This is a genomic window from Epilithonimonas lactis, assembly GCF_900110605.1.
Lineage (GTDB): Bacteria > Bacteroidota > Bacteroidia > Flavobacteriales > Weeksellaceae > Epilithonimonas > Epilithonimonas lactis.
The window spans coordinates 542,977-569,694 of record NZ_FOFI01000001.1 but is presented as its reverse complement, the minus strand read 5'-3'; the positions used below and the strand labels follow the sequence as shown (position 1 = coordinate 569,694).

Genomic DNA, 26,718 nt, shown 5'->3' with positions numbered 1-26,718 from the left:
TATTTAATTTTTTTTTAATTTTTAATTTTTCTCAAAGATAGCATCCAGTCCCATAATTTCTGGTCAGAATAGGTAGAATCCCACGAATTGTGATTGTCGTTTGGGAAAATCGTCAGTTCTGCTTTTGGATTAACTGGATGTAATTTCTGATAGAAGTTGAATGCATTTTCTGGCAGAACGATATCATCCATTCCGCCGTGAAACAATTTGATGTCGAGATCTTTGTAATTGTGAATATTTGCGAACATCACACGGTCCGTAGGCGCACAAATGGCTGACACTGCTGCAAACATTTCAGGATGCTCACCAGCCAACTTCAAAGTTCCCCAACCGCCCATTGAAAGTCCGGTAAGATAGATTCTTTCCTTATCGATCTTGTATTTCTCTGAAACTTCTTTGATGAGGAAATAGATCGCATCTGTATCCCACCAAGTATTTTCCGGGCATTGCGGTGCCAAAATCGCCACTGGTTCTTTGATCAAACTCTTGTAGGTGAAAGGACTGTGATTTTTGACAATCTCCAAGTTATTTCCTCTTTCTCCGGAACCGTGGAGAAAAACGATCAGCGGAATTTTGGACTTTACGTTCTTGGGAATATCCAGAATATAGGATAATTTTTTGGGGATCTTGACCTCTTTATTGAATTCGGATCTGATCTCCTGCGCAGTTGCAAAAGATGAAAATCCTATCAGCAATAAAATGATGTTTCTTAATTTCATATTTTTAATTTTCAAAAACACGGTTGGAAATTTAAAACTTCTATTTGTGTTGAATGTTGTTTTGAACTGAAAACCCCTAGCCCCGATTGCAACGGAAATCCTTTTTTGAAAAAAAAAGATTGTAGTGGAAAGCGGGAAACAGCTCCAAAAATTTCTAATAAGTACTGTTCGACAAAGTTACATAGCTCCTAAAAACTATTTAATGTCTCAAAATGATACAATAAAATTTAGTTTTTAAAGATAGTACTTTTTGTCTATTGGATCTTGTGTTCTGTGGACTTAAATCCGATTTTTTTGAGTCCGTTTTTGATCTCTGGTGCATTCATGAAGAGATTCCATAACAATCCTGAACGGTAATTCTCGATCATTGGCGCTATAGTTCCCTGATCGATAGCGAGATAACGCGGCGTGGTCCAGTCATCAAAATTGATGGAAGTCGCGTCGTAAGGTCCTGCTTGTCCTATGAAATTAGGTTTCTCTTCGTAAAGGAATCTTAGAAATGCCGTTGATTCTTTTGGCGTGTACGGCATAGAACTAAGTGCTGCAGTTGGTGTGATCACGCCCAGATCTTCCTTCATCGGCTGATGTGCGGCGTAACCTACGGAACCATCTTTGTTCCTGGTGTAACCCGCGGTGAGTCCCCAATATTTCTCGGAATAACCTTTGAAACCAAGTGGATTTTCCACGCAATATTTGTAGTCGATCAAAACGTGATTTCTGTTCAGGTCCCAATAACTTTTCACGTACTTATCGGACAATCCTCTTGGATCCAGTCCTAAATAGGAATATTGTGACCAGAATAGTGGTCCGCCAAATTCCTCTGCATAATTGTGTTTGACGTAAAGCGGTAATCCGTATTTTGTGCGGTCTGTGGTGTAGGTTCCGTTTCTTGTCCAGCCTTTGTTGTAGGTTTCGGAATCTATGGAATGGTCTGGTGATGCAGCTGCCAAGACATAGGTGATCAGACATTCGTTATAGCCTTCTAAAGGAAAATTCATTTCCCAGCCGTAGCTTGGCGACCAGTGCCAGTAGAGAACTTTTTCGCCACCTTTTGTGTACCAATTCCACTCTACGCCTTTCCAGAGTTTGTCCATTTTTGCGGCTAATGCTTTTTCTTCAGCATTTCCGTTTTTGAAATATTCGCGGACGCAGATGATCCCTTGCGTCAGAAATGCGGTTTCCACGAGATCGCCACCGTTGTCTTTCTTACCGAAAGGAACGACTTTGCCAGTTTCTCCGTTGATCCAGTGTGGCCAAGCACCGTGGAAACGGTCTGCCTTTTCTAAGAAATCGGCAATTGTTGTCAGCCTTTTTACGGCTTCCTGGCGTGGAATAAATTTTCTATCAACACCTACTAAAATGGTCATCAAACCGAAACCTGATCCACCTGTCGTGATCACATGTTTGTCATTGTCCGGATAGATGTTGTCTTCGTGATAGCGCTCTCTTCCCAACTTGGAATTTGGTTCTGCGAAGTCCCAAAAATATTTGAGCGCGTCGCCTTGGACCTTGTCCATGAGCTGGTTGTCTGTCATTTTTTTTTGCTGAGATCCTTCTGGACCTTTGTTTTCTGATGACTGAGCGGTTTTGCAGGAAACCAATCCTAAAGATGCCAGAAATATCCCTGTTATAATATTTTTCATAAAAGGTCTTTTTTCAATTTTGATTATAAAAAAAGAGGAGGACTAAATCCTCCTCTTACAAATTATCGTGTACAATACTATTAATTGTAACCTGGGTTTTGTGTCAAAATACCTTTACTGTCTGTGATAGCCTGCAAAGGAATTGGGAACAATTCGTTCTTACCTGTTTGGAATCCTAATGGTCCTAGAACAGTACCAGCCTGACCAGTTCTTACTAGATCTGGGAATCTGTCCATTTCCATTGCCAACTCCACTCTTCTTTCTTGCCAGATGGCAGCTCTAAGTGCAGATTGTGTACTTGCCGTAGTCTCACCAAGATTGGCTCTTAGTCTTACCTTATTAATATTAGCAATTGCTGCGGCAGTATTTCCTAGCTCGTTCGCAGCCTCTGCATTAATTAAAAGAATATCGGCAAATCTTAAAATTCTAAGATTTTGAATCGATCCGTAACCACATGCGTTGTTATTAACTGAAGTTGGAACATATACTTTTTGATTCCAAGTATTACCAGCCTGAGGATCTCCTTTTTTGATCAGGTCTCCTTCCAAAGTCGTTTCGCCTTCTCTAAGGATTGTAAATTCTTTTCTTACATCACCTGGCTCAAATGCATCTTCCAAAGCTTGAGTCGGTGTGAAGAAGCCCCATCCAAATTGATTTCTAACGCCTTGAACTTCTGCATACTGACTTCCGCCAAATTCCGCAGAACATCCACAGTTCACTTCGAAAACAGATTCTGAGCCAAATTCTCCAGCTTGTCTGAATAAATGGTTAAAGTCAGGATCTAGTCCATATCCCATTCCCATCACCAAACTAGATGTGTCATAAGCTTTCTGATAATCTTTCATATAAAGATAAACTTTTGAAAGTAAACCCAGTGCACCACCTTTCGTCACTCTTCCAACCTCAGAAGCTGGATAGTTTTGAGGTAAGATCTCTGAAGCTTCTGTCAAATCTTTCACGATGAAAGCGTAAACTTCTGCTGCAGTATTTCTAGGTTTCAAATAACTTTTGTCTGGTGGCAAACCGTCAAAAATTGGAACGCCGCCGTAAATTCTAACTAAATTAAAATAGAAATAAGCTCTAAGCATTTTTGCTTCTGCAACCAACCTCGTTTTAAGAGTGGCGTCCATCTCTATGTTTGGAACGTTTGTGATAACCTGGTTTGCTCTCTGAACAGCTTGCCATTGTCCTGTCCAGTAGCCATGAACTCCGTCATCACTAATGGTATAAGTAAAACGGTCATAAGCATTGATGAAAGATGCATCACCAGGGTTGGATCCTTTTTCTACATCATCGCCTGTTACGCCAAATACATATTGCGCAGGAAAACCTGTATTTTCCCAACTTCTCAGGAAGCTATAAACAGCATTGGTAGCTCTCATCGCATCATCCGGTGTTTTGAAGAAATCTTCTGCGATGATTTGACCTTCTGGTTTGATATCCACGAAATCCTCGCTACAACTAGCAAATACTGATAATATGGTGAGTGTTAAAAATATTTTTTTCATGATTTTCTAATTAAAATGTTAAGTTCATACCCATTGTATAAATCGCAGAGATCGGATAAATGTTATTATCGATACCCATCTGTACTCTATCCTGATTCATAATCTCTGGAGAGAATCCGTTGTATTTGAAGCTTGTCCAAGGGTTTTGTGCACTTAGATAGATCCTCAATTTTTTAACAGATAAAGATTGAGCGATCACTGAAGGTAAGTTGTATCCTACTTGGATATTTCTGATTCTGAAATAGCTGCCATCTTCTACAAAATAGCTGTTTGGTAAAATAATAGATTGGTTAGACGTGATCATAGAATTGGTGTTGGAAGTTCCTGCACCTCTCCATCTGTTATTGTACATATCTAGATCCCAACTTTCGTTACCATAACGTTGCTCACGGTTGTAGTTATAGATCTTGTTTCCGAAGACACCTTGGAAATCAATTCCAAAATCGATGGAATGAACATTAAGTGTGAAACCGAAACCGTAAGTTCCTTTTGGAATAGGACTTCCCAAGAATGTTTTATCTCTGGTATCAATTACGCCATTTCCATCTTGGTCAGCAAACTTGAACCAACCAGCTTTTGCTCCTGTCTGTCCAGATGCGGCTGCTTCTGCATCCGTTTGGAAAACACCTGCAACATCATATCCATAGTAAGATCCAACAGCTTGTCCAGTTTGTAATCTAACAATTGAGTTACCGAATAAACTAGCACCTGTCTCTAAGAAAGATCCTCCAAAAACATCAGTAATCTCATTTTTAAGTGATGTGAAGTTACCATAGAATCCAAGTTTTACATTTTCGTTAACATTCTTGTTGTAGTTAAGCGATACCTCAAAACCTTTGTTTCTGAAAGAGTATGCATTTGTAATAAAGTTTCTTGGGTTACTAGCTCCAGATATTGTTCCTTGGAAAATTCCGTAAACCACATCTTTTGATTCTTTGTTGAAATAAGTCCCTTCAACCTTCAAATCATTGTTAAGGAAAGCCATCTCAACACCGAAATCTGTACCTACAGTAGTTTCCCAACCGATACTTGGATCAATTACCTCATCAATAGTTGATGCTGGATAGCCATTATTTCCATAATATGCACCACCACCGATCACAGTCACGGTTTGATTGTATTTCCTTGTTACATTAGGATTTCCTAACTCTCCATAACTTGCTCTGAACTTCAATAGATTGAACACATTCTGCCCACTCATGAAGCCCTCTTTGGAAACTACCCAACCAATACTTACAGCTGGAAAAGTTTTGTATCTATCTGTAGAAACTTGTGATGTAGCATCTCTACGTACGGATGCGTTCAATAGATATTTTCCTGCATAGTCATAGTTGATCCTTCCGAAGAAAGATTCTATTCTACGTTGATCTTGAGTTGCCTCAGGTCTTCCTCCTGATGCCAGCGCGGTATCATTGTAATAGAAGATATCTGTTCCGTCGTAGATATTCAAAGATTCATTGGTACCGTTATAGAAAACATTCTTTGCAGTTCTCACTTCTTCTGATCTAGAATCTCTAATTCTTGAGAAACCACCCAATAATTCTAGATTATGGCTTCCAAAACTTTTTTTCCAGTTGATGGTATTATCCCAAACATAGTTTCTATATCTATGTTCCTTGTTACCAAGTTGGAAAGAGAAGGTTGTGGTGTGTAGGTAATTGCTGGCGTGTACTCATACTGTCTTGGACTGTAGTTGTCCAAAGTGTAACTACTTCTAAAAGTAAAATCCTTTAGGAATTTGATTTCAGCAAAAACATTGTTCAACATTCTATCCTGTCTTACCTGGGATCTGTAAAGATCCAACTGAGCTCTTGGATTGGCAATAGAATAACCATTGAAAAACTGGTAACTTCCTGTTGTAGGATTCATAGGGTCAAATAAAGGCGGTGCGTTACGTGCATTTAGCAACGGATTTTGCGCAACGTCTGTACGTGTTTTGGAATAAGAGAAATTATTTCCAATTGTAATGTTATCTGTGATCTTATAACTAAGGTTCAATTTTGTATTGAATCTATTGAAACCAGTTCCAGAGTTGATCCCTTGTCCCGCAGCTAAGTTACCTTCATCCTGAAGATATCCAACACTACCATAATAATTAAGTTTTCCTAAACTTCCAGATGCAGAGAAATCATTTGAATTGATGATACTGGTACGAAGGATCTCTTTGAACCAATCTGTATCAGCTGGAAAATCTGCTCTGGAAATAGACCCTTCAGAAGAACCATTATCGTTGATCAACTTCTCATTGTACAATTCGATATACTGATCTGCATTTACCATTTTAGGCACATTGGTCACCGTCTTAATCCCTAAATATGAATTAAGATTGAAAACCGGTTTACCTTTTCCACTTTTGGTTTTAATGATCACAGCGCCATTCGCTGCCTTTGCTCCAAAGATAGCTAAAGATGATGGATCTTTTAAGACACTCATGGATTCTATATCCTGAGGATTAAGGAAAGAGATATCTTCTGTCAACATTCCGTCCACGATGAAAACTGTATTTCCAGATAATGAACCCACACCTCTGATATCAACTCTTGGTGATCCTCCAGGCGTACCAGAAGTTACCACGTTAACACCAGCCAATCGTCCCTGAACCGAGTTCAAAGGATTCGCATTCGGCTTGTCTGCTAGATCTTTTGCAGTTACAATCCCGATACTTCCCGTTACATTCTCCTTTCTCTGAGTACCATATCCTACCACAACTACCTCCTCGATCTTGTTCTCTTTGGAAATTGTATCCTGTGTGGATTGGGCATGCAAATTGCCTCCAAAATAGATCGCAGCAATGAGCAATGGTAATTTCACATAATTTTTTCTCATAATGTTCTTATGTATTATTTTCTTACACCGAATATAAATAAATTTTTAACAACAAGTTAATTAATCAACTAAAAATCAGTAGAATAAAACGAAGTTTTGATTCTATTTGAAATAAATACAAATAAAAAAAATCCCCGTTTATGGCTCAATATTTGTGATTTTAAGAAAATCTAAAACTTATTGCTTCAAAATGAGCTAATATCAATTTCAAAGTGAGAACAAATACAAAAATCAAAATATATGAACACTAACAGACTATCGCCTCAGATGCAAGAGGCACTGATAAAACAAATGACAAAAGAGGCACATGCTTCACAAATATTCCTTTCTTACGGCTGTTGGGCAGACGTCAAAGGATACGGCGGAATTGCCAATTTCCTTTACAGACACTCACAGGAGGAGAGAAATCACATGATCAAATTCATGCGTTACATCTTGGACAGAGGTGGCGAGGCAAGAGTGGAAGCAATCCCTGCTCCACCGGAAAATCCTTTCAATCTAACCGACGCTTTCAATAAGGTTTTTGAACACGAAGTGGATAATACAACTGCCATTTATGAAATCGTAAACTTATCTTTTGAAGAGAAAGATTGGGCAACGTGGAACTTCATGCAATGGTTTGTGAAAGAACAAATCGAAGAAGAAAAATTAGCTCTTGAGTTGATCGACAAATTGAAAATCGCTGGTGGAGACAGCGCTTCAGACGAATCTCTTTTCACATTGGACAAAGCTTTGGAATCTGCGCCAGACGACGTTTCTCTTCCGCAAGAGGCGACGGCTGAAAATCCTTCGTAACGACAAATTAAATATCACTAACTTTGATCTCCGTTTTTTAGCGGAGATTTTTTTATTAATTTAATATTCAAAATAATGGCAGATATCGTAGAAACCAACCACAATAATCCAGAAGAATTTTACAAATCATTAAAGGAGAAATTAGAAAGTCAGCACAACTTTCCAGAGGAATATCTTTTCAAGTTCATTGTTCCAGGAGATTCTGAAAAGATCACAGAGATCTTAAGAGTTTTTGACGGCCTTAAATATACTTTATCCAACAGAGAAAGTTCTAAAGGAAAATACACATCCGTTTCTTTGCAATGTTTCGTGATGGACGCGGATCAAGTCATCGACATCTATCAAAAGGTGGCGAAAATAGAAAATGTGATGATGCTGTAACTATAGTTGATAAATGATGATTGATAAATGATTTTAGAGTGGCTTGAAACTTGTATTTTAACCAGCAGTATTTTAAAATTTCAAGTTATGAAAAAAGCATTTTTCAGAGTTCTGAACAACATCAACAAAGCGATTTTACCAAAATATAGCAAACGAGATTTTACAAAACTCAACAAATTTCAGAAACTCATTTTTGGTTATCGATATAAGGTTTTGGTAAATTCATTAGACTAGATCATCAACATTAAAACATAAAAAAGAAAGCGCTCAAAATAATTTGAACGCTTTCTTTTTTATCTTCAAGCCTAAGACTTCCGTCCTCTAACTTTATGAATTTTCTAAGATATAACTGAACATCAATGGTGCACAAATCGTTGCATCACTTTCCACGATGAACTTCGGTGTGTTGATATCCAATTTCCCCCAAGTGATCTTCTCATTCGGAACTGCTCCGGAATAGGATCCGTAAGACGTTGTGGAATCTGAGATCTGACAGAAATAACTCCAGAACGGAATATCATGCATCTCCATATCTTGGTACAACATCGGCACCACACAGATTGGGAAATCACCTGCAATTCCACCACCAACTTGGAAGAATCCAACGCCTTTTCCACCAGAATTTTTCGGGTACCATTCAGCCAGATAGGCCATATACTCGATTCCGGATTTCATTGTAGAAAACTTCAAATCGCCTTTGATACAATAAGATGTGAAAATATTTCCCATTGTAGAATCTTCCCAGCCTGGTACCACGATTGGTAAATTTTTCTCTGCCGCCGCGATCATCCAAGAATTTTCTCTCGGGATCTCGTAATACTGTTCAAGAACGCCAGACAAGATCATTTTGTACATATATTCGTGCGGGAAATATCTTTCTCCTTTTTCGTCTGCATCTTTCCAGATTTCGTAGATATGCTTCTGCAATCTTCGGAACGCTTCTTCTTCCGGGATACAAGTGTCAGTCACTCTATTCAAGCCTCTTTCCAACAAATCCCATTCTTCTTTCGGTGTAAGGTCTCTATAGTTTGGAACTCTTTCGTAATGCGTGTGCGCCACAAGATTCATCAGGTCTTCCTCAAGGTTTGCACCAGTACATGAAATGAAATCCACTTTTCCCTGACGGATCATCTCAGCAAGAATTTTTCCTAATTCCGCAGTCGACATTGCACCAGCAAGCGTGATCATCATTTTCCCGCCATCTTTAAGATGCGCAACATATCCTTTGGACGCATCTACCAACGCCGCAGCATTGAAATGCAGATAATATTTTTCTATGAACTCAGTAATCGGTTTGCTCATTTTGTTTAAGATTTTTGCAAAGATAAGGATTTGTTTGGATGATGGAAGTTGGATGTTGTTAACAATAATTATTTGGGCAGCTATTTCCGCCTTCCGTTCCCAATCTTTTTGCCTTAGCTTTTCCTGCCACAAAAAAGGATTTCCACTCAAGTCGGGCTGCAAGTTTCTGGATAAAATTTAAATTTTGTCATTAAATAAAAGTTGACCATAATCAATCAACAACTGTCAAGCTGAGGCTCTCGAAGCCCACTACTCTTTCAATAACGTCTTAATTATTAACCAAATATAAACTTCCAACATCCAGCTTCCATCTTCCATCATATTTCACTACTTTTGCAAATTCAAATAAAATATAGAATACAATGCTTTCGGTTCAGGGATTAGGTTTACATCACGCAGGAAATTATCTTTTCAAAGACACCAATTTTACCATCAAAAAAGGTGATAAGATCGGATTGGTCGGAAAAAACGGAGCTGGAAAATCCACGCTTCTCAAAATACTTTCCGGAGAGATCAATTTCTACGAAGGTAATGTGGTCACAGAAGGTAAGATCACAATCGGTTTCCTAAAACAGGACCTTGACTTCGTAAAAGGAAGAACCGTTTGGGACGAGACAATGCAGGCTTTTGAGCAGATCAATGCTTTGAAGGATGAATTGGAAGAAGTCAACCATCAACTGGCCACTAGAACCGATTACGAAAGTGATGCCTACACCGATCTCATCAACAGAATGACAGATTTGAATGATCTTCTGATGAATTTCGATGCTTACAATTTGGAAGGCGATGTGGAGAAGATCCTATTTGGATTGGGTTTCAAAGCGGATGATTTCCAAAAGATCACCGATGAGTTTTCCGGCGGTTGGAGAATGAGAATCGAACTGGCAAAATTACTTCTTCAGCAAAATGATCTGATGCTTCTGGATGAACCTACCAACCACTTGGATATGGAATCTATCATCTGGCTGGAGGATTTCTTGAAAGATTATCAAGGCTCGATGTTGCTTGTAAGTCACGACAAGCAATTTATGACCTCTACTTGTAACCGAACTTTTGATGTTAACAATAGAAAAATCGACGATTACAAGGCCAACTATTCCAAATATCTTGAACTAAGAAAAGACAGAAAAGAAAAACTCATCCAGGCCAAAAAGAATCAGGATGCAGAAATAAAACATACAGAGGAATTGATCAACAAATTCCGTGCGAGTGCTTCCAAAGCATCGTTTGCGCAATCATTGATCAAAAAACTAGACAAAGTAGAACGCATTGAAGTGGAGAATGAGGACGTTTCTAAATTCAATATCCGTTTCCAACCGAGTGTACAACCTGGAAAAGTGATCTTCGAAGCTCAAAATCTGGGGAAAGCTTATGGCAAAAAACAGATTTTTGACAAAGTAGATTTCATCGTAGAAAGAGGCGCTAGAATCGCTTTGCTTGGACAAAATGGACAAGGAAAAACGACTTTGGCAAAAATTCTTGCTGGTGACATTACTGATTTTTCTGGAAGTTGGAATCTTGGACACAATGTTAATATCGGTTATTTCGCTCAGAATCAGGAAGAAGTTTTGACGCCGGATAAAACCGTTCTACAGGAAGCGGAAGATTCTGCAACCGAGGAAACCAGACCGAGAGTTCGTGATCTTTTGGGATCTTTCCTTTTCCAAGGCGAGGATGTGACCAAGAAAACGAAAGTCCTTTCCGGAGGTGAGCGAAACCGTTTGGCGCTTTGTAAATTGTTGCTTCGTCCGTTCAACACCTTGATTATGGATGAGCCTACGAATCACTTGGATATCCAGTCAAAGGAAATCATCAAATTGGCACTTCAGAAGTTTGAAGGCACCTTGATCGTCATTTCTCACGACCGTGAATTCCTACAAGGATTGTCTGACAAGATCTTCGAATTCCGTGATGGACGTATGAAGGAATTCCTTGGTGACATCAACGAATATCTGGAATTTAGACAGAAAGAAAGCATCCGTGAGATCTCTGCTGAGAAAGCAAAACTTCATCAGGAAGAAGAGATCCCGGAAGTAAAAGTTAAGGTTCAAGAGCCTGTGAAAGAATCTAATATTATCGTTAGCAAAGAACAAAAGAACATCCAAAACAAGATCAAGAAAGTCGAAGAAAAGATCTCTGAACTTGAATTGAAAATCGAGGAATTCGAAGGTTCTTTCACCAAAGAAAATCCGTCTGAAGAAACTTTGGAAACTTACAATAAAATCAAAGAAGAATTGGATTTGACTTTGCAGGAATGGGAATTCTTGGGAACTCAGCTGGAAGGTTAGGATTTGAACTTTAAGGTAAAATATAAACTGCATTGGATATTCTGATGCAGTTTTTTGTTGCAGAAGAATAATTTCGGATATTTGATTTATTAATAAAAAAACTAATGAAAATCAATTTATTAATTATTCTAATTCTGTTTTTAAGTTGCAATAAATCTGAAAATCAATCTAAGAAAATCAATCCGAAAGATACTTTGTTAATTGCCAAACAAAACCTAGATGACTTTAGTAGAATCAGTAGAACATTGACTATATTTTCTGACAGCACTTACACCTTTAAAGAAATCATTAAAGAAACAAATCATAGCAGAGAGGAAAGTTTTGAAGGATTTTTAAAAATAAAAGATGATACTTTAAAATTCTTTCCCTTTGAATTTGATTACAATGAGTCTGAAACAGCTGTTTTGAAAAATGGATTTGTAGAGTTTGTTGATGGACAAGAACCTTTTAGAATGAAGATTGAGAAAACATCTTTAAGAGTTAAGAATAAAATTGATTTTAAGACTTTTAAAGATTACGCTGTATTTACAGACTATGCAAAATTTGAAAATGATGGTATTTATAAAAGCATTGATTTAAACAGCAATGATTTAAAAAAAATTGAAAGTATTCTAAAAAATGAGTTTCAAAAAAATAAAAGTTTGAGAAAATATTCTGATTATTTGAAGCAAGTAACTTCATTGAAAAATGAAAAGAATGAAGCTATCATTGGTATCAATTGCTACTGTAAAAACAGTCACACCGTAGTTAGTTTTCAGTTCTATAAAATTGGAATGCGTGATGGTGGAAATTGTAATGTTTACATTAGATTAAATCTAACCACAGAAAAAATAGAGTTAGTGAACATTGCTGGTCTAGCTTAATAATTAATTTGTTTTCGTAATTTCACATTAAATAAAATCTCAATCACAAAAGTTATACGATGATCAACAACCTCAAAAAATACCTCAACGAAGAGCAAGACCCAAAATCCGTTGAAAAAATCATAGAAAAAATAAATGACCTTTTGACCAATGGTGAAACCCTGGAATACATCGCTGTTCAGAATAAACCGGCGATTAACATTTCGCCAGATTCTATTGTCCTTACGAATAAAAGGATCATCTTTTTCCGTTCAAAATCGTTTGGTTTGGTGACGGATTTTCAGGATTATCTTTGGAAAGATGTGGGCGAAAGTCATATCAGTGAAGCAATTCTTGGTTCTACTTTTAAGATGACGGCGGTCAGCGGATTTGTGGAGACGATTGATTATATTCCAAAATCTCAAGCGAGAAAATTGTATCAATACGCACAAGCCAAAGAGGAAGAAATGATAGAATTTCGACGACAAAAAGAACTGGAAGACAAGCGTGCGACTTCTGGAGGAATTACCGTCAATACACAACCTGAGCAAAAAGAAGAACCGAAAAAAGAAATCCCAAGTGAAGATCCAATGGAAACGCTGATGAAATTGAAAGCCTATCTGGACAATGACCTCATCTCCGCAGAAGATTACGAAGCCAAAAAGAAAGAGATCTTGGCTAGAATGTAAATTCTTCCCGCGTTTCAGAAACCAATGTAAAGAATGAAGTTACTCAAAGCTTTTCTACTCCGATTGATGATCGTTGCAATTCCTCTGCTGGTTTTGTATTGTTATGCTCAAATAGCTTTTAAAGCCAACAGAGAAAAAGAACATCCAACAGACGCAGGTTTGGGAATCGTCGTTTTGCTTGCCTTTATTCTGATCATTTTATTCGTCGGTTTTCTCGTCGATCTTTTGGTGAGACTCAGCAGAAAAGAGTACAAAATTGCTTTGATTAATATTCCTTTTCTGATTCCGTTTGTTGTTTTTATCGTTTACATTGGTTGTTTGATGGCCAGTAGAGAATGTTTTTGTGGCTGGCTGATCGATACGATCGACTGGATGCGTTGATCATAAATTTTGAATTATGAGACTATTGATTGTCGTTTTTATTTTGATTCAAAGCTTTGTTGTCGGGCAGGAAAAATCGATTGCCAATAACATAGAATTTGACCATTTGTACTTTGTCATCCCTGATTCTGTCTTTCAAAAAGTGGTTTCAGATTCCTATTTTTTAGAAACCTTTACCAGTGGCGACAAAGGTTGGCCCAAGTTCGAAGCGATAGATTCTCCGGAAAAGAAAGAAGTGTATTTCAGGTTGGAAAATAGCTATTTTGAATTACTAAGTGACCAGAATAAATGGAAAGAACCACTTGATAAAATAGGAATCGGCTGGGCAAGTAATAAAGAAAACTCTCAGGAAGAATTGTCTGAACTTCTAAGATCAAAATACCAAGAAGTGGAATCCTACGACGAAAAAGACAGTCTAAAACAGAAGTTACACACCACTTTTTACATTAAACCAGAAAATAATTCAGCAACAAACCTAGACCTTTGGTTGCAGCAATTCTACCTAAGATTCATCGAGAATAATTTTGGAAAACAGAAAACGTCGTTTGATATTACAGGCAAAAAACAACGCGCCGAAAGATACTATTCCAAAAAAAAGATCGCTAAAGAAATCACCGATATTGGATTGATGCTCGACAGTTCTGAGTTTGTAAAAATATCCAAATGGTTGCAGACGATCGGCTACAAAAGCCAGCCCAACAAAAGAGCTTCTGTTTTTCAAAAAGGAAAGATGACGTTTTCTCTTTTCCACGGCGAGCAAAACAAACTGTGGTATCTCCAATTTAAAAACAATTATTCTGCGAAGAAACGAGAGATCCAGTTTTCAAATAATTCAAAAATTGACATTGAAAAAGAACAAAGCACCTGGTGGTTTTATCCGAAAGATCAATGCTGTCCGAATGATTATTAAACAAAATAAATTCGTTTAAACTTAAAAACAATGTCTCAGATCTTCCGAAACCATTTAGAAAAATTTATCACGATCAACGATGAAGATTTTGAGGAGATCTTGTCTTACTTCGAGGTCAAAAATTTTGCTAAAAAAGAAAATCTTTTGGAGGAAGGACAAGTTTGCAAGTACAATTATTTTGTACTGAACGGACTTCTGCGCAAGTTTTTCATTAATGAAAAAGGAACGGAACAGATCACAGAATTTGCCGTCGAAACCTGGTGGATGACGGACAACATCTCTTACGAGCACAAAGTACCTTCTGAATTTTACATCCAAACTGTCGAGAAATCTGAAATTTTGGTAATATCAAGTGATTCTCAGGAAAAATTGTTGATAGAATTTCCTGTGATGGAACGTTATTTCAGGTTTGTTTACCAACGGGCTTATGCTGCCAACCAAATGCGTGTCAAATATATCTTTTCACTTTCCAAAGAGGAATTTTATTTCAATCTATTGAAGAAGCAACCAGCTTTCGTTCAGCGTGTTCCGCAATATTTGATTGCCTCTTTTCTTGGTTTCACGCCAGAATATCTGAGTGAGATCCGGAAAAGGATTGTTTCTTAAACCAGTTTAAGTTTTTAGAAAATCATTCTTTGTTACTTTGCCAAGCAAAACAATAACAAATGAAATATCCTCTAAAACAAATCATTCCACAGCTCTTCCTAAGACTGGCATTAGCCTTTACATTTTTGTCCGCAGTGGCAGACCGCTTGGGAATTTTAGGAAAAAATACCGTTTGGGGGAACTGGGAAAATTTTGTCACTTACACCAGACAGATCACTGCTTTTCTGCCACAATCTCTCAGCGAGTTCGGCGCTTATGCTGCGACATTTTTAGAAATTGTTTTTGCCCTCTTTCTGATTTTGGGTTTCAAAACCAAGATCACGGCATTTGCATCAGGATCACTGCTCCTGATCTTTGCACTGAGTATGAGCATCACGCTTGGCATCAAAGCGACCTTTGACTATTCGGTTTGGGTAGGAAGCGCTGCGGCATTTTTGCTTTCAGCTCAGGAGAAATTTCCCTTCAGCATCGATGAAAATTTAAATCAACCTAAAAAATAATTCACAATGGACAAACGCATCAACATCAACACGACAGAACCTCACGCTTACAAAGCAATGCTAGGATTGGAAGCTTATCTGGCTCAGGCAGAGATCTCTAAAACCATCAAAGAACTCATCAAGATCCGTGCTTCACAGATCAACAATTGTGCTTATTGCTTGGCGATGCACACCAAAGATGCCATAAAATATGGTGAAAGTGCAGAGAGACTTTTCATCGTCAGCGCTTGGCACGAGGCAGAAAGTCATTTCACAGAAGAGGAAAGAGTTGCCTTGAAGATGACTGAAGAGATCACTCAAATTTCGCAACACGGTTTGAGCAACGAAACCTATCAAAAAGCTCTGAAATTCTTTTCTGAAAAACAAATTGCGGAGATCATTATGGCCATCGTAACCATCAATGCCTGGAACAGGATTGCTATCAGTACGCAACTTCAAATAGGAGAATAATTGCGAAATACCTTTATCAAAAAAGAAATCCCGATCAAAATCTGACCGGGATTCTTGGGGTTAATAAATCGAAAAATGAAAATTTATTAATAACAACAATTTTAATTTTTATTCTGGGATCTCAAAGAAAAGAATGATAGCGTTTTCACTCAACGCTTCGAATTCCAATTCCTCGATGTCCCATATCAATACGGCATCCCGATTTTCCAGCAATCTGTTTTGGAACTCAAAGGCGCCATTGATCACCATTCCGAAGATTCCATTATTTCGTTCTTTCAGGATGTAGCGTCCTACTTCTCTCCCATCGAAAATCCCAATGAAACCAGGAAAACTGAAACCTGTATCAATGAAATTAAGTTTGTTTCGGATCTCCAAATCCAAATGATTGATACGGTAAGAATTTTCCGTTATTTTTTTATTGAATTTAATCACCAAGACATCCGCATCTTCATCGGTCAGAATATTCTTGATGAAAACGTCCTGATCTTCGGACGCTTCAAAGATGACAGCCTCTCCTGCTTCGATAACCTTTTGGAAGTTGTTGATCCTGATCTTTCCGTAAAGCGGTAGGAAGATCGCCTTTTGATCCGCTTTCAGAGTTACAAGGTTTTGAGAGTCTCTATAAATCACAAACTCTAAAACTTCATACAACGTATGGTCCGTGCCGCCTACCTTTCTTTCATTTTTGTAAACATCCGCAATGGCAGCACTTGGGGCAAGATCCCAAAACCTGTAATCTGATTTTAATATTTTTGAAGGCGTTTGAACCAACATATTTTATTTTTAAAACATTAATGACTGGACTTAAAAAAAATTCCGGGATCCATTGCCATTAACCTATGAAAATCTGACAACATCATGAATCCCGGAAAAAAAATAAACTTATGAAAATTATTATGGACATCTATATCTACGAGAGACGAAAGATTGCAGATGTTAAATTTTTAAAAAGATATTAGAATATTTTATTAAGATCCAATAAATTAAGCATTCACTTTGATCGTGTGTTCCAGCTTGAATCCTTCATTTAAATTTCCGCTGATTGTACTCATCTCATTTGCCGTTCCATCACCGAATACATTGTCATTGGCGTTGTAGGTATAACCGCTCATTCCACGATAACCACTGCTTGCATTCACCAATTCCACCTGACTTCCCAAACCTTCCGGAAAAGCGATTTGCGTGATGAGAAGCGACGTTCCCACATTGTTATAAATATGAACGTGAATATGCGTCGCCCGACCATTGTACCAACCAGGAAAAACCGATCTGTAACTTACCTTCCCGTTCTCATCCGTCGTCTGTCTGCCTCTCAGGAAATGATAACTGGTGTAATTCGTGGACTGCATTCCGCCGCCGCCATATTCGGAGTAATTTCCGTCTTTGTCGCAATGCCAGATATCTACAATCACGCCTTGCAAAGCCGCACAATTGTTTTTTACGTTTTGAATCGTCAAATTAATATCAAAAGAAACGCCTGTTCTGTCACCAACAATATTGTTTTGAACTAGAGTCGATGGGGATTTGGTGGGGAAAGGGCCTTCCGTTTCAGAATTCGTCACCGCACATTCTGTAGAAACAGAATTATCGATCGCTGCATTTTCTTCTTCATCACTTTTGCTGCTGCAACGCAAAATAAATGGTGCTGCAACAGCAGTTACACCTGCTAATCCGAGACTTTTCAGGAAGTCTTTCCTACTCACCATCCTCATCTTTCTAACATTTAAGTTTTACAGGACAAAAGTAGGACGAGCTAGAAAGAGGAAGAATTTTTTGAGGGAAACGAAAGAAATGTGTCGATTTTTCGGCTAAATCTTAAAGGTATCTTAATAATATCCAATGATTTTCTTGAGATCATCTTTGTACGTCTCTCCAACCGGAATGATGAAATCTTCCAGATGAATATTCTTGTTCACAATCCCTTTGATGGCTTTGACCGGAAGAATATAGGACCTATGAACCCGGATGAAATCCTTCTCCGGAAGCTTCACCAGAATGTTTTTCATCGATGATCTTGCTGTAATTTTCGGGGCATTTTTAAGATGGATCTGGATGTAATCGTCCAAACCTTCTATCAATATAATATCTTCAAATTCTATCTTATGAAGTTTGTAGTCTGCGCGGATCAGGAGATGTTGCGGCTGTAGTTCATTTGAAGATTTGAGAGACAATTTCTCAACCGCTTTTTGGAATCTATCAAATGAAAAAGGCTTGACCAAATAATCAATCGCATTCACATCAAAAGCGTCGACAGCATATTCGGAAAAAGCGGTAGTAAAAATCACCTTGATATCCTGGGAAAGATCTTTATAGAAATCCAATCCATTTTTGTTTGGCATCTGGATGTCCAAAAAAATCAAATCGACGGGAAACTTTCGCAGATATTTTTCAGCATCGCTCTGTTTATGAAAAGTCTTTTCCAGGCTGATGCCATCCATCTTCGAAGCGAAAGTTTCGATGATCTTCAGAGCCAGAATTTCGTCGTCTATGGCGATTGCTTTTATCATAAGTTATGAACTGAGGTCCAGATTGAGTTCCACAAAATACGATTTTTTATTTTCTTCGATGTTTAAAGTATATTTTCCTGGGTATAGTTTCTCAAGACGTTCTGTTGTGTTTTTCATTCCAACTTTTGTCGATTCGTCAGCAGCGGAATGATTGACGATGTGATTAAAAACTTTGAAGTTCAATTGTTCGTCTTTCACATTCACTTCAATAGAAATTTTGGAGTTCTCTTCTGCATTCACCCCATATTTGAAAGCATTTTCGATGTAATTAAGGAGGATCATCGGGACGATCTTCACATCATCTGTGACGCCATTTTCTTGATAATCAAAATCGAGACTTTCGTCTGTTCTCATCAGCTGTAAAGCAATATAATCCTTGATGTAAAACAATTCTTTTGACAGGAGCACAAAATCATTTTCGCTTTCTTCTACGATGTAGCGCATTACATTTGACAATTTCAAAATCCCTTCCGACGCGTCATCAGACTTAATTAAAATCAATGAGTAAATAGAATTCAGCGTATTGAACAAAAAATGCGGCTGCAATTGATATCTGAGATTCAGAAGGTCCGCTTTTGCTTTCGCGCGTTCCATTTCTTTTTTCTTGATGGACTGATGCAAGAAGAACGAACTGAAAAACGAGAACAGAAACGGCAGAATTCCCATCAAATAGGTTCTGGCAAAGAAATTATCCTGTCGCATCATTGGCGGAGGCGGCCCAAATTGTCTACCATCGGAACCTCGCATATCAGAAGGTGGTTTTTGATTCTCAAAATTCCTCCCATCTTCCGGTACAAAATCGAAGTCATTTGGAGGCGGAAAATCATGAAATTCCTTCTGATTAATTTGATCTGTGGTTTTTGATATTTTGTTTTGAAAGAAATCAAACTCATCATCATTTCTGTGGTGGTTTGGAAATATCAAAAACGGCAAAGTAGAGATCCAAACATAGGAAACGAAAACGCCTACCCAATATAGTAGCAATCGCCTCTTGTCATATAATTTTGGCAAAAGAAAACCCAAATTGATATAAAAAAAGACAATCAATAAAAAGTATCTTGAAAAATCTCTGAGAAATCCTGGAGAACGCAGCAGATGCAGACTACCATCCAATTCCGGCGATGACAAGATCGGGATCAGCAGGAGCAAAAGGATCAGCAGAATATGGTAGTAGATGTTTTTCAAAAATGATTGATTTATAAATTTAAACGAAGTTAGTCAAAATTGTTTTCACATTAATTTGATAATGGCGGCGGTGGTGGTGGTTTAGAATAAACCGTATGTTCAAAATTGAGATTTTTATTTGTTTTCTTAAGTTTTAGTTTTCTCTTGACATCAACAATCCAATAAGCTAAAGAATCCAATTGTTCCGGAGTATTATCACTATGAACATAGATTTTTTTTTCAAATTTTTTCTTTTTAAAATAAATTCTGTATTGATCTCCATCTTCATACTTCTCATAATAAGCAGAATTAAACTTCTGAAAATCAATATCACTAAGAATTTTATTTAATTTTTCTTTTTGAACTTTTGTTAAGATTGCCGTGTAGTTGGTTTGACTTTTGGGATATGCGCTTTTTTCATTAATATCATTACGAGACCAATTTTCACGAATATAGACTGAATCATTCCGTGTAAATCGGATGCAAAAATCTGTTTCAAAAGTATTACCATAAGAAAACTCAAATTCGTCATATTCTTTATCATTACAACTTAAACTGAATGATAGAAATAAACCGATTAATAGAATCTGGGATTTAATAGTCATTATTATTGATTCTTAAAATTAAAGTTAGTCAAAAATATTTCGAATCTAAAACAAAAAAAACGTTCCCAAAATTGGAAACGTTTTTTATAATCGAATTTTATTTTTATTTAATAAAACCTCTGCTTCTTAGCAATGGTTTGATGTCCGCTTTGTGACCCGTAAAACCTTCGAAAGCTTTGTTCAAATCAACGCTGTTACCAACGGAAAGAATATATTTTCTGAAACGGTAACCGTTTTCTCGCGTGATTCCACCATTGGCTTTGATCCATTCCCAAGCATCGGAATCCAAAGTTTCTGACCACAGATAAGCATAATAGCCCGCTGAATAGCCACCGCCCCAAATGTGCGCAAAATATGGTGTATGGTACCTTGGCGGAACTTGTGGAACCAACAATCCGTACTTGTTCAATGCTTGTTTTTCGAAGTCTAAAACTGGGATCAATTGGCTGTCAGAAGTTACCGTATGCCAGTTCATATCCAAAGTTGCGGCCGCTACCAATTCTGTCGTTGCATAACCTTGGTTGAAGTTGGACGCTTTTTTGATCTTATCGATTAATGCTTGTGGCATTGGCTGTTTGGTTTGATAGTGCAAGGCATAGTTTTTCAGGATCTCTGGTTCCAAAGCAAAATGCTCGTTGATCTGAGACGGAAATTCAACAAAATCTCTCGGTGTGTTGGCTCCAGAGATCGAGGCATACTTTTGATCCGCGAATAGGCCGTGCAAAGTGTGACCAAATTCGTGGAACAAGGTTTCTACGTCATCATAGGAAATCAAAGATGGTTTTCCTGGCGCTGGTTTCTGGAAATTGTAAACATTTACGATCACCGGTTTCTGACCTAGAGAATGCGATTGCTGAACGAAGTTGTTCATCCAGGCACCACCACTTTTGTTGCTTCTGGTGTAGAAATCCAAATAATAAAGAGCCAAAGATTTGCCGTCTCTGTCAAAAACCTCGTAAGCCACCACATCTGGATGATAAACCGGAAGGTCTTTTCTCACTTTGAAAGTGATGCCGTAGAATTTTTCAGCAGCGTAGAAAACACCTTTTTCCAAAGCCGTCGTGACTTCGAAGTAAGGTTTGATCTCGTTATCATCCAGGTCATATTTTGCTTTTCTAACTTGCTCGGAATAGAAATTCCAGTCCCAAGGTTCCACTTTGAAGCCACCTTTCTGCGCATCGATCACTTCCTGGATTTCCGCAGCTTCACGATTTGCAGTTTCAACGGCTGGTTTTGCCAATTGCGCTAGAAGTCCCATTGCAGCTTCCGGCGTTTTTGCCATTTGGTCTTGCAAACTCCATTCTGCGAAGTTTTTCTTTCCGAAGAGTTGTGCTTTTTGCAATCTTAGTTTAGCCAATTTCTCAACTGTTTCTCTCGTATCGTTGGCGTCACCTTTTTCGGCTCTGGTCCAGGATGCTTTGTAGAGTTTTTCTCTGGTGGCTCTGTTTTTAAGATTTTGAAGTAGTGGCTGCTGCGTTGTATTTTGTAAAGCCAAGAGATATTTTCCCTTTTGTCCAGCTTTCTCCGCGTCTTCCGAAGCAGCAGCGATATCGTCGGCAGAAAGTCCGTCTAGTTCTTTGACATCAGAGATCAGAACAGCGCCGTTCTTTCTGGCTTCCAACAATTTGTTGCTGAATTGCGTTGCCAAAGTTGCCAATTGTTGGTTGATCTCTTTTAATTTTTCTTTGTTCTCTGCAGAAAGGTTTGCGCCGGCCAATTCGAAGTTGGTGAGGTAAAATTCTGTCAGTCTTTTGCTTTCCGCGTCAAGCTTATCCGTTTTTACGGCTTTTAACTTCTTGTATAATTTTTCATTCAAAGAGATCTTGTCTGCGTGCGATGCAAAGATCGGCGCAAATTCCTCTTCTAATTTCTGAAGCGCATCGTTGGTATTGGAGCTCGTCAAATTATAAAAAATAATGGTTGCTCTTCCCAAAGTTGGTCCGCTGTTTTCCAAAGCAAGAACGGTATTTTCAAACGTTGGAGCCGCTTTGTCATTCACAATTTTATCGATGTTGGCCAATTGTTCTTTCAAACCAAATTCGAAAGCGGGTTTGAAATGCTCGTCTTTGATCTTGTCAAATTCCGGTGCTTGATATTGTAAGGTACTTTTTTTAAGAAATGGATTGTTGTTCATAGCTTTTTCTGTGGTTGCCGTGGTCTTTTTCTGCTGGGCATTTATCATCATATTTCCTGTATTGAACGCCATAAATGCGACAAGCAATGATGTTTTTATTTTCTTCATATAATAAAAATTAATTGGGGAATAAAAGTAATGAAAAGTGAGGGAATAATCGACTTGCTTTTTGGAAGTAATGATTTCGGAATTGATCGATCTGCTACGTAACGATTTTCGTGATTTCGAAGACCAATGTTCCTTTTACACTGAAATCCGCAGCCCGACTTGAACGGAGCTCATTTTTTGTGGCTGGAAAAGCAAAGGCAAAAATAGCGGGAGTGGAAGGCGGAAAAGCTGCCATAAAAACAATAAAAATTAGGTTTCAACGGATGTCAAAAGCTGCCCAAATAATTCCCATTTGTAGCTGTTCGCAAATAGGAATCAACTAGTTACTTATCCTCGTCCTCATCGCCGCTCCAATGGTTTTCTTCGAAGGAAATGCTGTCGAGAGCCAATAGTTGTGCCTCACGTTCCAAGGTTTCTCTGAGGGTGAACGTGACCATATTTTCGTCTTTTTCCCTGGCCAGTCGTCTGGTCATGGCTTTATCGATGATCATGAAACGTTTGCCCATTCTTCTGGCGGTGTACTTTCGCATTCCGTTTTCCTTTAGGATGTCGACAGCCATATCTACGGCAGTTCCCAAGGTTTCGCGGTAAATATTATCAACCTTTTTGTTGAGAAATTCGTAGGCATCCAAACGGTTTTTGGCTCTCACGAAGATCTTGATATCGGGATAATTTTCTTTGACGTAATCGACGAGGAATTTGTTTTTCTCCGGATCATCCAGGCAGATCACGAGCAATTCCGCCTCTTCGATCCCGGCAGAACGTAACAACGCGGGCTTCGTGGCGTCGCCGTAATACACGTTGAAACCGTTGGAACGCAACAGCGCGACGCGATCCGGATCATTGTCCAAAACCGTGGAGCGGATGCCGTTGGCTTTCAACAATCTTCCTACCGTACTTCCAAAATATCCGAATCCGACGATGATGATCTTCCGTTGTTTGATGATCCCGAGTTCTACGTTTTCCTCAGATTTTTGTTTGATAAATCGCTTGTCGAGAACTTTTTCTTTAAAGATCAAAAGCAATGGCGAAATACACATCGTGATCGCTACGATTGCCATCAACTCTGAGTTGGCTTGATAATCAATTAAAAATAAACTGGCGGAGAAATTGATCAAAACAAAAGCAAATTCACCGACCTGCGACAATGCAAAGGCGAGGAAGAAACTCTGCTCATTGTTCATCTTATAATATTTTCCAATCCCAAAAAGAACTATTGCTTTTATAGCCAAAACAATGAAGGCCGCCGTAAAGATGAAAACTGGTTTTGAAGCGATGATATCAAAGTTGATCGTTGCACCAACACTCACGAAAAATACGGCCAACAACAAACCTTTAAATGGATCAATGTTACTTTCCAGTTCGTGACGAAACTCACTATTGGCCAACATCACACCGGCGATGAACGCGCCTAAAGCAGGACTCAATCCAATTGAGATCATCAATTCTGAAACACCGATCACGAGGAACAATGAAGCAGCGGTCAAAAGTTCATTGAGACCCGACCTGGAAACAAATCTGAGGAATGGAATGAAGATATATCTCCCTAACAAAATCAGGATCAAAACGGCTCCAATTACGGTAAATGGTTGCAACCATTCGGGGATGAAATGCAACAAGATCTTCTCATGCTCCGCCTGTGCCACCGCTTTTTGCGACCTCGAAAGAAATGGTAACAATGCCAAAATCGGAATCACTGCAATATCTTGAAAAAGCAAAATTGAAAATGAAGATTCACCGCTGACGGTCCGAAAGAGATTTTTTTCCTTCAAAGTCTGCAGCACGATAGCCGTGGATGACATGGCGAAACAAAGCGAAATGATCAAAGATTTTTGAAGACCAAATCCGGCAATGTAGAACACAATGAAGATGCCAACAATACTTAGGAGCATTTGGCTTAAACCAAGTCCAAGAATCCTTTTTCTGATCTGCCAGAGTTTTTGTGGTTCCAATTCCAAGCCGACCAGAAACAACAGCATGATGACACCCAATTCAGAAGCATGCATGATGTCTTCGGCGTCTCTTCCTGTCAATTGTAAACAAAAAGGGCCAATTAGTATTCCACCTAACAGATAGCCGATGACGGAACTCAAACCCAGTTTTTTCCCCAGCGGCACCATGATGATGGCAACGCCCAAGAAAATCAGGATCGTCATTGCAATTGAGTTCTCTGTCATTCTGTTTTTAGTATCTCTGATAATTCTTCACACGAAACATCCAATTGTTTATCGTCCAAATTATCTGCGTTATAAATGATGTGCGTTTTTTTGAGTTCTATATTATTGATATCCAGGGAAACCTGCAAGCCAGTCAGAAGACTTTCTGCGGTGGTCTTATACTTTCCTTCCTTGCTGTAATTGTTCTCACTTCCGCCAACACTGGTAATGACCAAGGCATCTTTTCCCGACAAGATGTTAAGCTGTCCTTCGGAGATCCAACGCATATCGAAAACCTCATCGATCCAAAGTTTCAGCAGTGGTGGCAATCCAAACCAAATGATCGGGAAATGAAAAATGATCCTTTCGAAGTCGACAATACGCTTCCGCTCCCGAAAAGCCTGAATGTGAAAATCGGGATAATCCTCGTACAGATCTCGGAACGTCACATTTGGCATAGACTCATAACATTCTAACAATCTAATATTTGTGGTAGAATGTTCGAAATAAGGATGCGCAAAAAGTACCAATGTTTTCTTCAAAAGAGACTGCGATTTTCGTAAATATAGTCAATTAATGTAAAAAAATCAAGAATTATTTTTGAAGTAAGTTATTCAATTTTCCATAATTCTTGTTTAAAATTGAATTAAGTTTACATTAATAAACCCGCATTGTTAGAGGATTTTCAACCATATTATTTTATATTTGCATTATACCAATATTAAACCACTACCTGTTTAATTAAAATAGATGATCTCTAAAAAAACAAATCTTTTCGCATTAATTCTTTTTTGTTTAGCCTTATCTTCATTTGCATTCTCTCAAAGGGTAGATTACATTTACAGTAATTTCAATGGTTATTGGAATAGCGGAATGACCTCTGTTCCAATCAATAACGATTGCGAACTTTTGGGTTTCCGATATAACAATGGCACTACAACAAGAGTCTATTCTACAGGTGTCAACAACTCTATCTTAACCACAAATGGTGTTGCATTTCAAAACACAAGATACCGATCGCTGCCGATCAAAGATGTCAAATTCCCTGGAAATGCTGCTGGTGAACCAACTTCTGGACCTGGAGGACCTTTCTTATTTGCCTTTGCATCGGCCATTGATGGAAATACCAACCAAGCTCTAAAGCCACCGTTTACTTTTCCTGATTACAAAATTTCCCTCGCATTGAACAGAGGTTTGCAAGGCATGGGACTTGGCTCTGCTTTGACCAACGTTCCCTCCTCCATACCTTTGGAGTTCACTTTACAATTCCCTATGGATGCGACAAAGATCAATGATGGGATTCCAGATATGTTCTTCACACAGCAGGCAGATGCTGGAACCACTGGTTTTGATGAAGCCTGGTTTGAAGATGCCAATGGCGTGATGGTGGGTAATAATATTGCTATCACCTTTTCGTCCAACACACAAAATCCTTCCGTTGGCAAATGGAATATGGACTTCTATGAGATCAAACAAAACACACCCGTTTGGAACACCAATGGCGTGAGAGACATCCGTTTGTTTGCGACAGACATCACTTCTTTTGGTATCAATACGACAAATTCCGCTTCGGTAAAGACCTTCAAATATCGTTTCAATGGACAAAGTGATCCAGGCATATTAGCTTATAACGAAGAGACCTTCGACTTTTTCTTAGCTAATGATGATTCTGCAACGACCAATCCAAATACTTCCGTCACAATCCCGGTTTTGAACAATGACCTTTATAATTCGTCCAATCCTGTGACGCTGACAATCTACACGCCACCGGCCGAAGGAACAGCTGTGGTATCTGGCAATAATATCATTTACACTGCAGCAGCAGGCACTCAGAGCAATAGTGTCATCACTTTTTCCTATCAGATCTGTGATGGGATCCAATGTGATAATGCCATTGTGACCGTAACTATCCCTGGCGGTTATTGTACGAAGCCATTCAATACCGCAGCAAGCACCAATACCACAAGGGTCGGAATCAATACCCAAGCCTCTGCAGCACCTACCTGGCCAACTAGTATTCCGAATGGATTCATTGCACTGGAATCTCAAAACAAAGGCTTGGTGATCACCAGAACCACAGCCGCATCAATTCCGACCGCAAATCTTGTGGAAGGAATGCTGATCTACGACACGACAGATAACTGTATTAAACTTTACAATGGTACGACGTGGCGTTGTATTCAAAGAATTTGCATTGATTGATA

Annotated in this window: 26 protein-coding genes; 12 read left to right on the top strand and 14 right to left on the bottom strand. The window is 38.5% G+C overall.

The features are described from left to right. Positions 1 to 14: 14 nt before the first annotated feature. From BMW39_RS02685 to BMW39_RS02665, 5 genes are all read right to left on the bottom strand, one after another. The gene (locus tag BMW39_RS02685) at positions 15 to 719 is read right to left on the bottom strand and encodes a carboxylesterase family protein (RefSeq protein ID WP_034976968.1); all 705 of its coding nucleotides are present in this window, start codon (positions 717 to 719) and stop codon (positions 15 to 17) included. 254 nt (positions 720 to 973) lie between these two features. Beyond that, a complete protein-coding gene (locus tag BMW39_RS02680) occupies positions 974 to 2,362 on the bottom strand; it encodes a glucoamylase family protein (RefSeq protein WP_034976966.1) in 1,389 nt (462 codons plus the stop codon). Between the two features lie 80 nt (positions 2,363 to 2,442). Continuing rightward, positions 2,443 to 3,870, bottom strand: a complete 1,428-nt coding sequence (locus BMW39_RS02675) for a RagB/SusD family nutrient uptake outer membrane protein (protein ID WP_034976964.1) — start codon at positions 3,868 to 3,870, stop codon at positions 2,443 to 2,445. 10 nt (positions 3,871 to 3,880) lie between these two features. Beyond that, positions 3,881 to 5,407, bottom strand: coding sequence for a SusC/RagA family TonB-linked outer membrane protein (locus BMW39_RS02670; RefSeq protein WP_034976963.1), 1,527 nt, complete (start codon positions 5,405 to 5,407; stop codon positions 3,881 to 3,883). Positions 5,408 to 5,412: 5 nt separating this feature from the next. Further along, positions 5,413 to 6,696 (bottom strand): TonB-dependent receptor plug domain-containing protein, encoded by a 1,284-nt coding sequence (locus tag BMW39_RS02665; protein ID WP_034976962.1) that lies wholly within the window; start codon positions 6,694 to 6,696, stop codon positions 5,413 to 5,415. A 240-nt stretch (positions 6,697 to 6,936) separates the two neighbouring features. Here BMW39_RS02665 and BMW39_RS02660 point away from each other — a divergent pair, with 240 nt between their 5' ends. The 3 genes from BMW39_RS02660 to BMW39_RS19270 all read left to right on the top strand — a co-directional run bounded on the left by BMW39_RS02660 (position 6,937) and on the right by BMW39_RS19270 (position 8,106). Then, positions 6,937 to 7,491: a ferritin gene (locus tag BMW39_RS02660; RefSeq protein WP_034976960.1), complete on the top strand. Its 555-nt coding sequence runs from the start codon at positions 6,937 to 6,939 to the stop codon at positions 7,489 to 7,491. Positions 7,492 to 7,566: 75 nt separating this feature from the next. Then, positions 7,567 to 7,872, top strand: a complete 306-nt coding sequence (locus tag BMW39_RS02655) for a DUF493 domain-containing protein (RefSeq protein WP_034966599.1) — start codon at positions 7,567 to 7,569, stop codon at positions 7,870 to 7,872. An 87-nt stretch (positions 7,873 to 7,959) separates the two neighbouring features. After that, positions 7,960 to 8,106 carry a hypothetical protein gene (locus BMW39_RS19270; protein WP_165569352.1) on the top strand — a complete coding sequence of 49 codons (147 nt, stop codon included), beginning with the start codon at positions 7,960 to 7,962 and terminating at the stop codon, positions 8,104 to 8,106. Between the two features lie 93 nt (positions 8,107 to 8,199). Here the strand turns inward: BMW39_RS19270 and BMW39_RS02650 are convergent, their stop codons facing one another. Beyond that, complete coding sequence (locus BMW39_RS02650) at positions 8,200 to 9,174, bottom strand: deoxyhypusine synthase family protein (protein WP_034977906.1); 975 nt, start codon at positions 9,172 to 9,174, stop codon at positions 8,200 to 8,202. A gap of 362 nt (positions 9,175 to 9,536) precedes the next feature. Between BMW39_RS02650 and BMW39_RS02645 the strand changes: the two genes are divergently transcribed. The 8 genes from BMW39_RS02645 (at position 9,537) to BMW39_RS02610 (ending at position 15,840) form a co-directional block, all read left to right on the top strand. Continuing rightward, positions 9,537 to 11,462, top strand: coding sequence for an ABC-F family ATP-binding cassette domain-containing protein (locus BMW39_RS02645; protein WP_034976958.1), 1,926 nt, complete (start codon positions 9,537 to 9,539; stop codon positions 11,460 to 11,462). Positions 11,463 to 11,566: 104 nt separating this feature from the next. Next, positions 11,567 to 12,325 carry a hypothetical protein gene (locus BMW39_RS02640; protein WP_051879985.1) on the top strand — a complete coding sequence of 253 codons (759 nt, stop codon included), beginning with the start codon at positions 11,567 to 11,569 and terminating at the stop codon, positions 12,323 to 12,325. A 59-nt stretch (positions 12,326 to 12,384) separates the two neighbouring features. After that, complete coding sequence (locus tag BMW39_RS02635) at positions 12,385 to 12,993, top strand: PH domain-containing protein (RefSeq protein ID WP_051879984.1); 609 nt, start codon at positions 12,385 to 12,387, stop codon at positions 12,991 to 12,993. A gap of 33 nt (positions 12,994 to 13,026) precedes the next feature. Then, positions 13,027 to 13,374 (top strand): hypothetical protein, encoded by a 348-nt coding sequence (locus tag BMW39_RS02630; RefSeq protein WP_034976957.1) that lies wholly within the window; start codon positions 13,027 to 13,029, stop codon positions 13,372 to 13,374. A gap of 16 nt (positions 13,375 to 13,390) precedes the next feature. Further along, entirely contained in the window at positions 13,391 to 14,284 is an 894-nt protein-coding gene (locus BMW39_RS02625) for a DUF5829 family protein (protein ID WP_034976955.1), read from the top strand. Positions 14,285 to 14,314: 30 nt separating this feature from the next. Further along, positions 14,315 to 14,890, top strand: a complete 576-nt coding sequence (locus BMW39_RS02620; protein WP_034976952.1) for a Crp/Fnr family transcriptional regulator — start codon at positions 14,315 to 14,317, stop codon at positions 14,888 to 14,890. Between the two features lie 59 nt (positions 14,891 to 14,949). Next, positions 14,950 to 15,390: a DoxX family membrane protein gene (locus BMW39_RS02615; protein WP_034976951.1), complete on the top strand. Its 441-nt coding sequence runs from the start codon at positions 14,950 to 14,952 to the stop codon at positions 15,388 to 15,390. 6 nt (positions 15,391 to 15,396) lie between these two features. Continuing rightward, positions 15,397 to 15,840, top strand: a complete 444-nt coding sequence (locus BMW39_RS02610; protein ID WP_034976949.1) for a carboxymuconolactone decarboxylase family protein — start codon at positions 15,397 to 15,399, stop codon at positions 15,838 to 15,840. Between the two features lie 108 nt (positions 15,841 to 15,948). On the opposite strand, the gene BMW39_RS02605 is transcribed toward BMW39_RS02610, so the two are convergent. The 8 genes from BMW39_RS02605 to BMW39_RS02570 all read right to left on the bottom strand — a co-directional run bounded on the left by BMW39_RS02605 (position 15,949) and on the right by BMW39_RS02570 (position 25,056). Then, on the bottom strand, positions 15,949 to 16,614 hold the full coding sequence (locus BMW39_RS02605; protein ID WP_034976947.1) for a pirin family protein: 666 nt from the start codon (positions 16,612 to 16,614) through the stop codon (positions 15,949 to 15,951). A gap of 209 nt (positions 16,615 to 16,823) precedes the next feature. Continuing rightward, on the bottom strand, positions 16,824 to 17,546 hold the full coding sequence (locus BMW39_RS02600; RefSeq protein WP_245750438.1) for a dioxygenase family protein: 723 nt from the start codon (positions 17,544 to 17,546) through the stop codon (positions 16,824 to 16,826). A 120-nt stretch (positions 17,547 to 17,666) separates the two neighbouring features. Beyond that, positions 17,667 to 18,347: a LytR/AlgR family response regulator transcription factor gene (locus BMW39_RS02595; RefSeq protein WP_034976945.1), complete on the bottom strand. Its 681-nt coding sequence runs from the start codon at positions 18,345 to 18,347 to the stop codon at positions 17,667 to 17,669. A 3-nt stretch (positions 18,348 to 18,350) separates the two neighbouring features. Beyond that, positions 18,351 to 19,532 (bottom strand): sensor histidine kinase, encoded by a 1,182-nt coding sequence (locus tag BMW39_RS02590; RefSeq protein ID WP_051879983.1) that lies wholly within the window; start codon positions 19,530 to 19,532, stop codon positions 18,351 to 18,353. A 50-nt stretch (positions 19,533 to 19,582) separates the two neighbouring features. After that, entirely contained in the window at positions 19,583 to 20,116 is a 534-nt protein-coding gene (locus tag BMW39_RS02585) for a hypothetical protein (protein WP_034976943.1), read from the bottom strand. 103 nt (positions 20,117 to 20,219) lie between these two features. Then, a complete protein-coding gene (locus tag BMW39_RS02580) occupies positions 20,220 to 22,301 on the bottom strand; it encodes a M3 family metallopeptidase (RefSeq protein ID WP_375600492.1) in 2,082 nt (693 codons plus the stop codon). Between the two features lie 380 nt (positions 22,302 to 22,681). After that, entirely contained in the window at positions 22,682 to 24,535 is a 1,854-nt protein-coding gene (locus tag BMW39_RS02575) for a monovalent cation:proton antiporter-2 (CPA2) family protein (protein ID WP_034976939.1), read from the bottom strand. After that, positions 24,532 to 25,056 (bottom strand): NAD(P)H-dependent oxidoreductase, encoded by a 525-nt coding sequence (locus tag BMW39_RS02570; protein WP_034976937.1) that lies wholly within the window; start codon positions 25,054 to 25,056, stop codon positions 24,532 to 24,534. The genes BMW39_RS02575 and BMW39_RS02570 overlap by 4 nt, the downstream gene beginning before the upstream one ends. 208 nt (positions 25,057 to 25,264) lie before the next feature. Between BMW39_RS02570 and BMW39_RS02565 the strand changes: the two genes are divergently transcribed. Beyond that, on the top strand, positions 25,265 to 26,716 hold the full coding sequence (locus BMW39_RS02565) for an Ig-like domain-containing protein (RefSeq protein ID WP_034976936.1): 1,452 nt from the start codon (positions 25,265 to 25,267) through the stop codon (positions 26,714 to 26,716). The last annotated feature ends 2 nt before the right edge of the window (positions 26,717 to 26,718 follow it).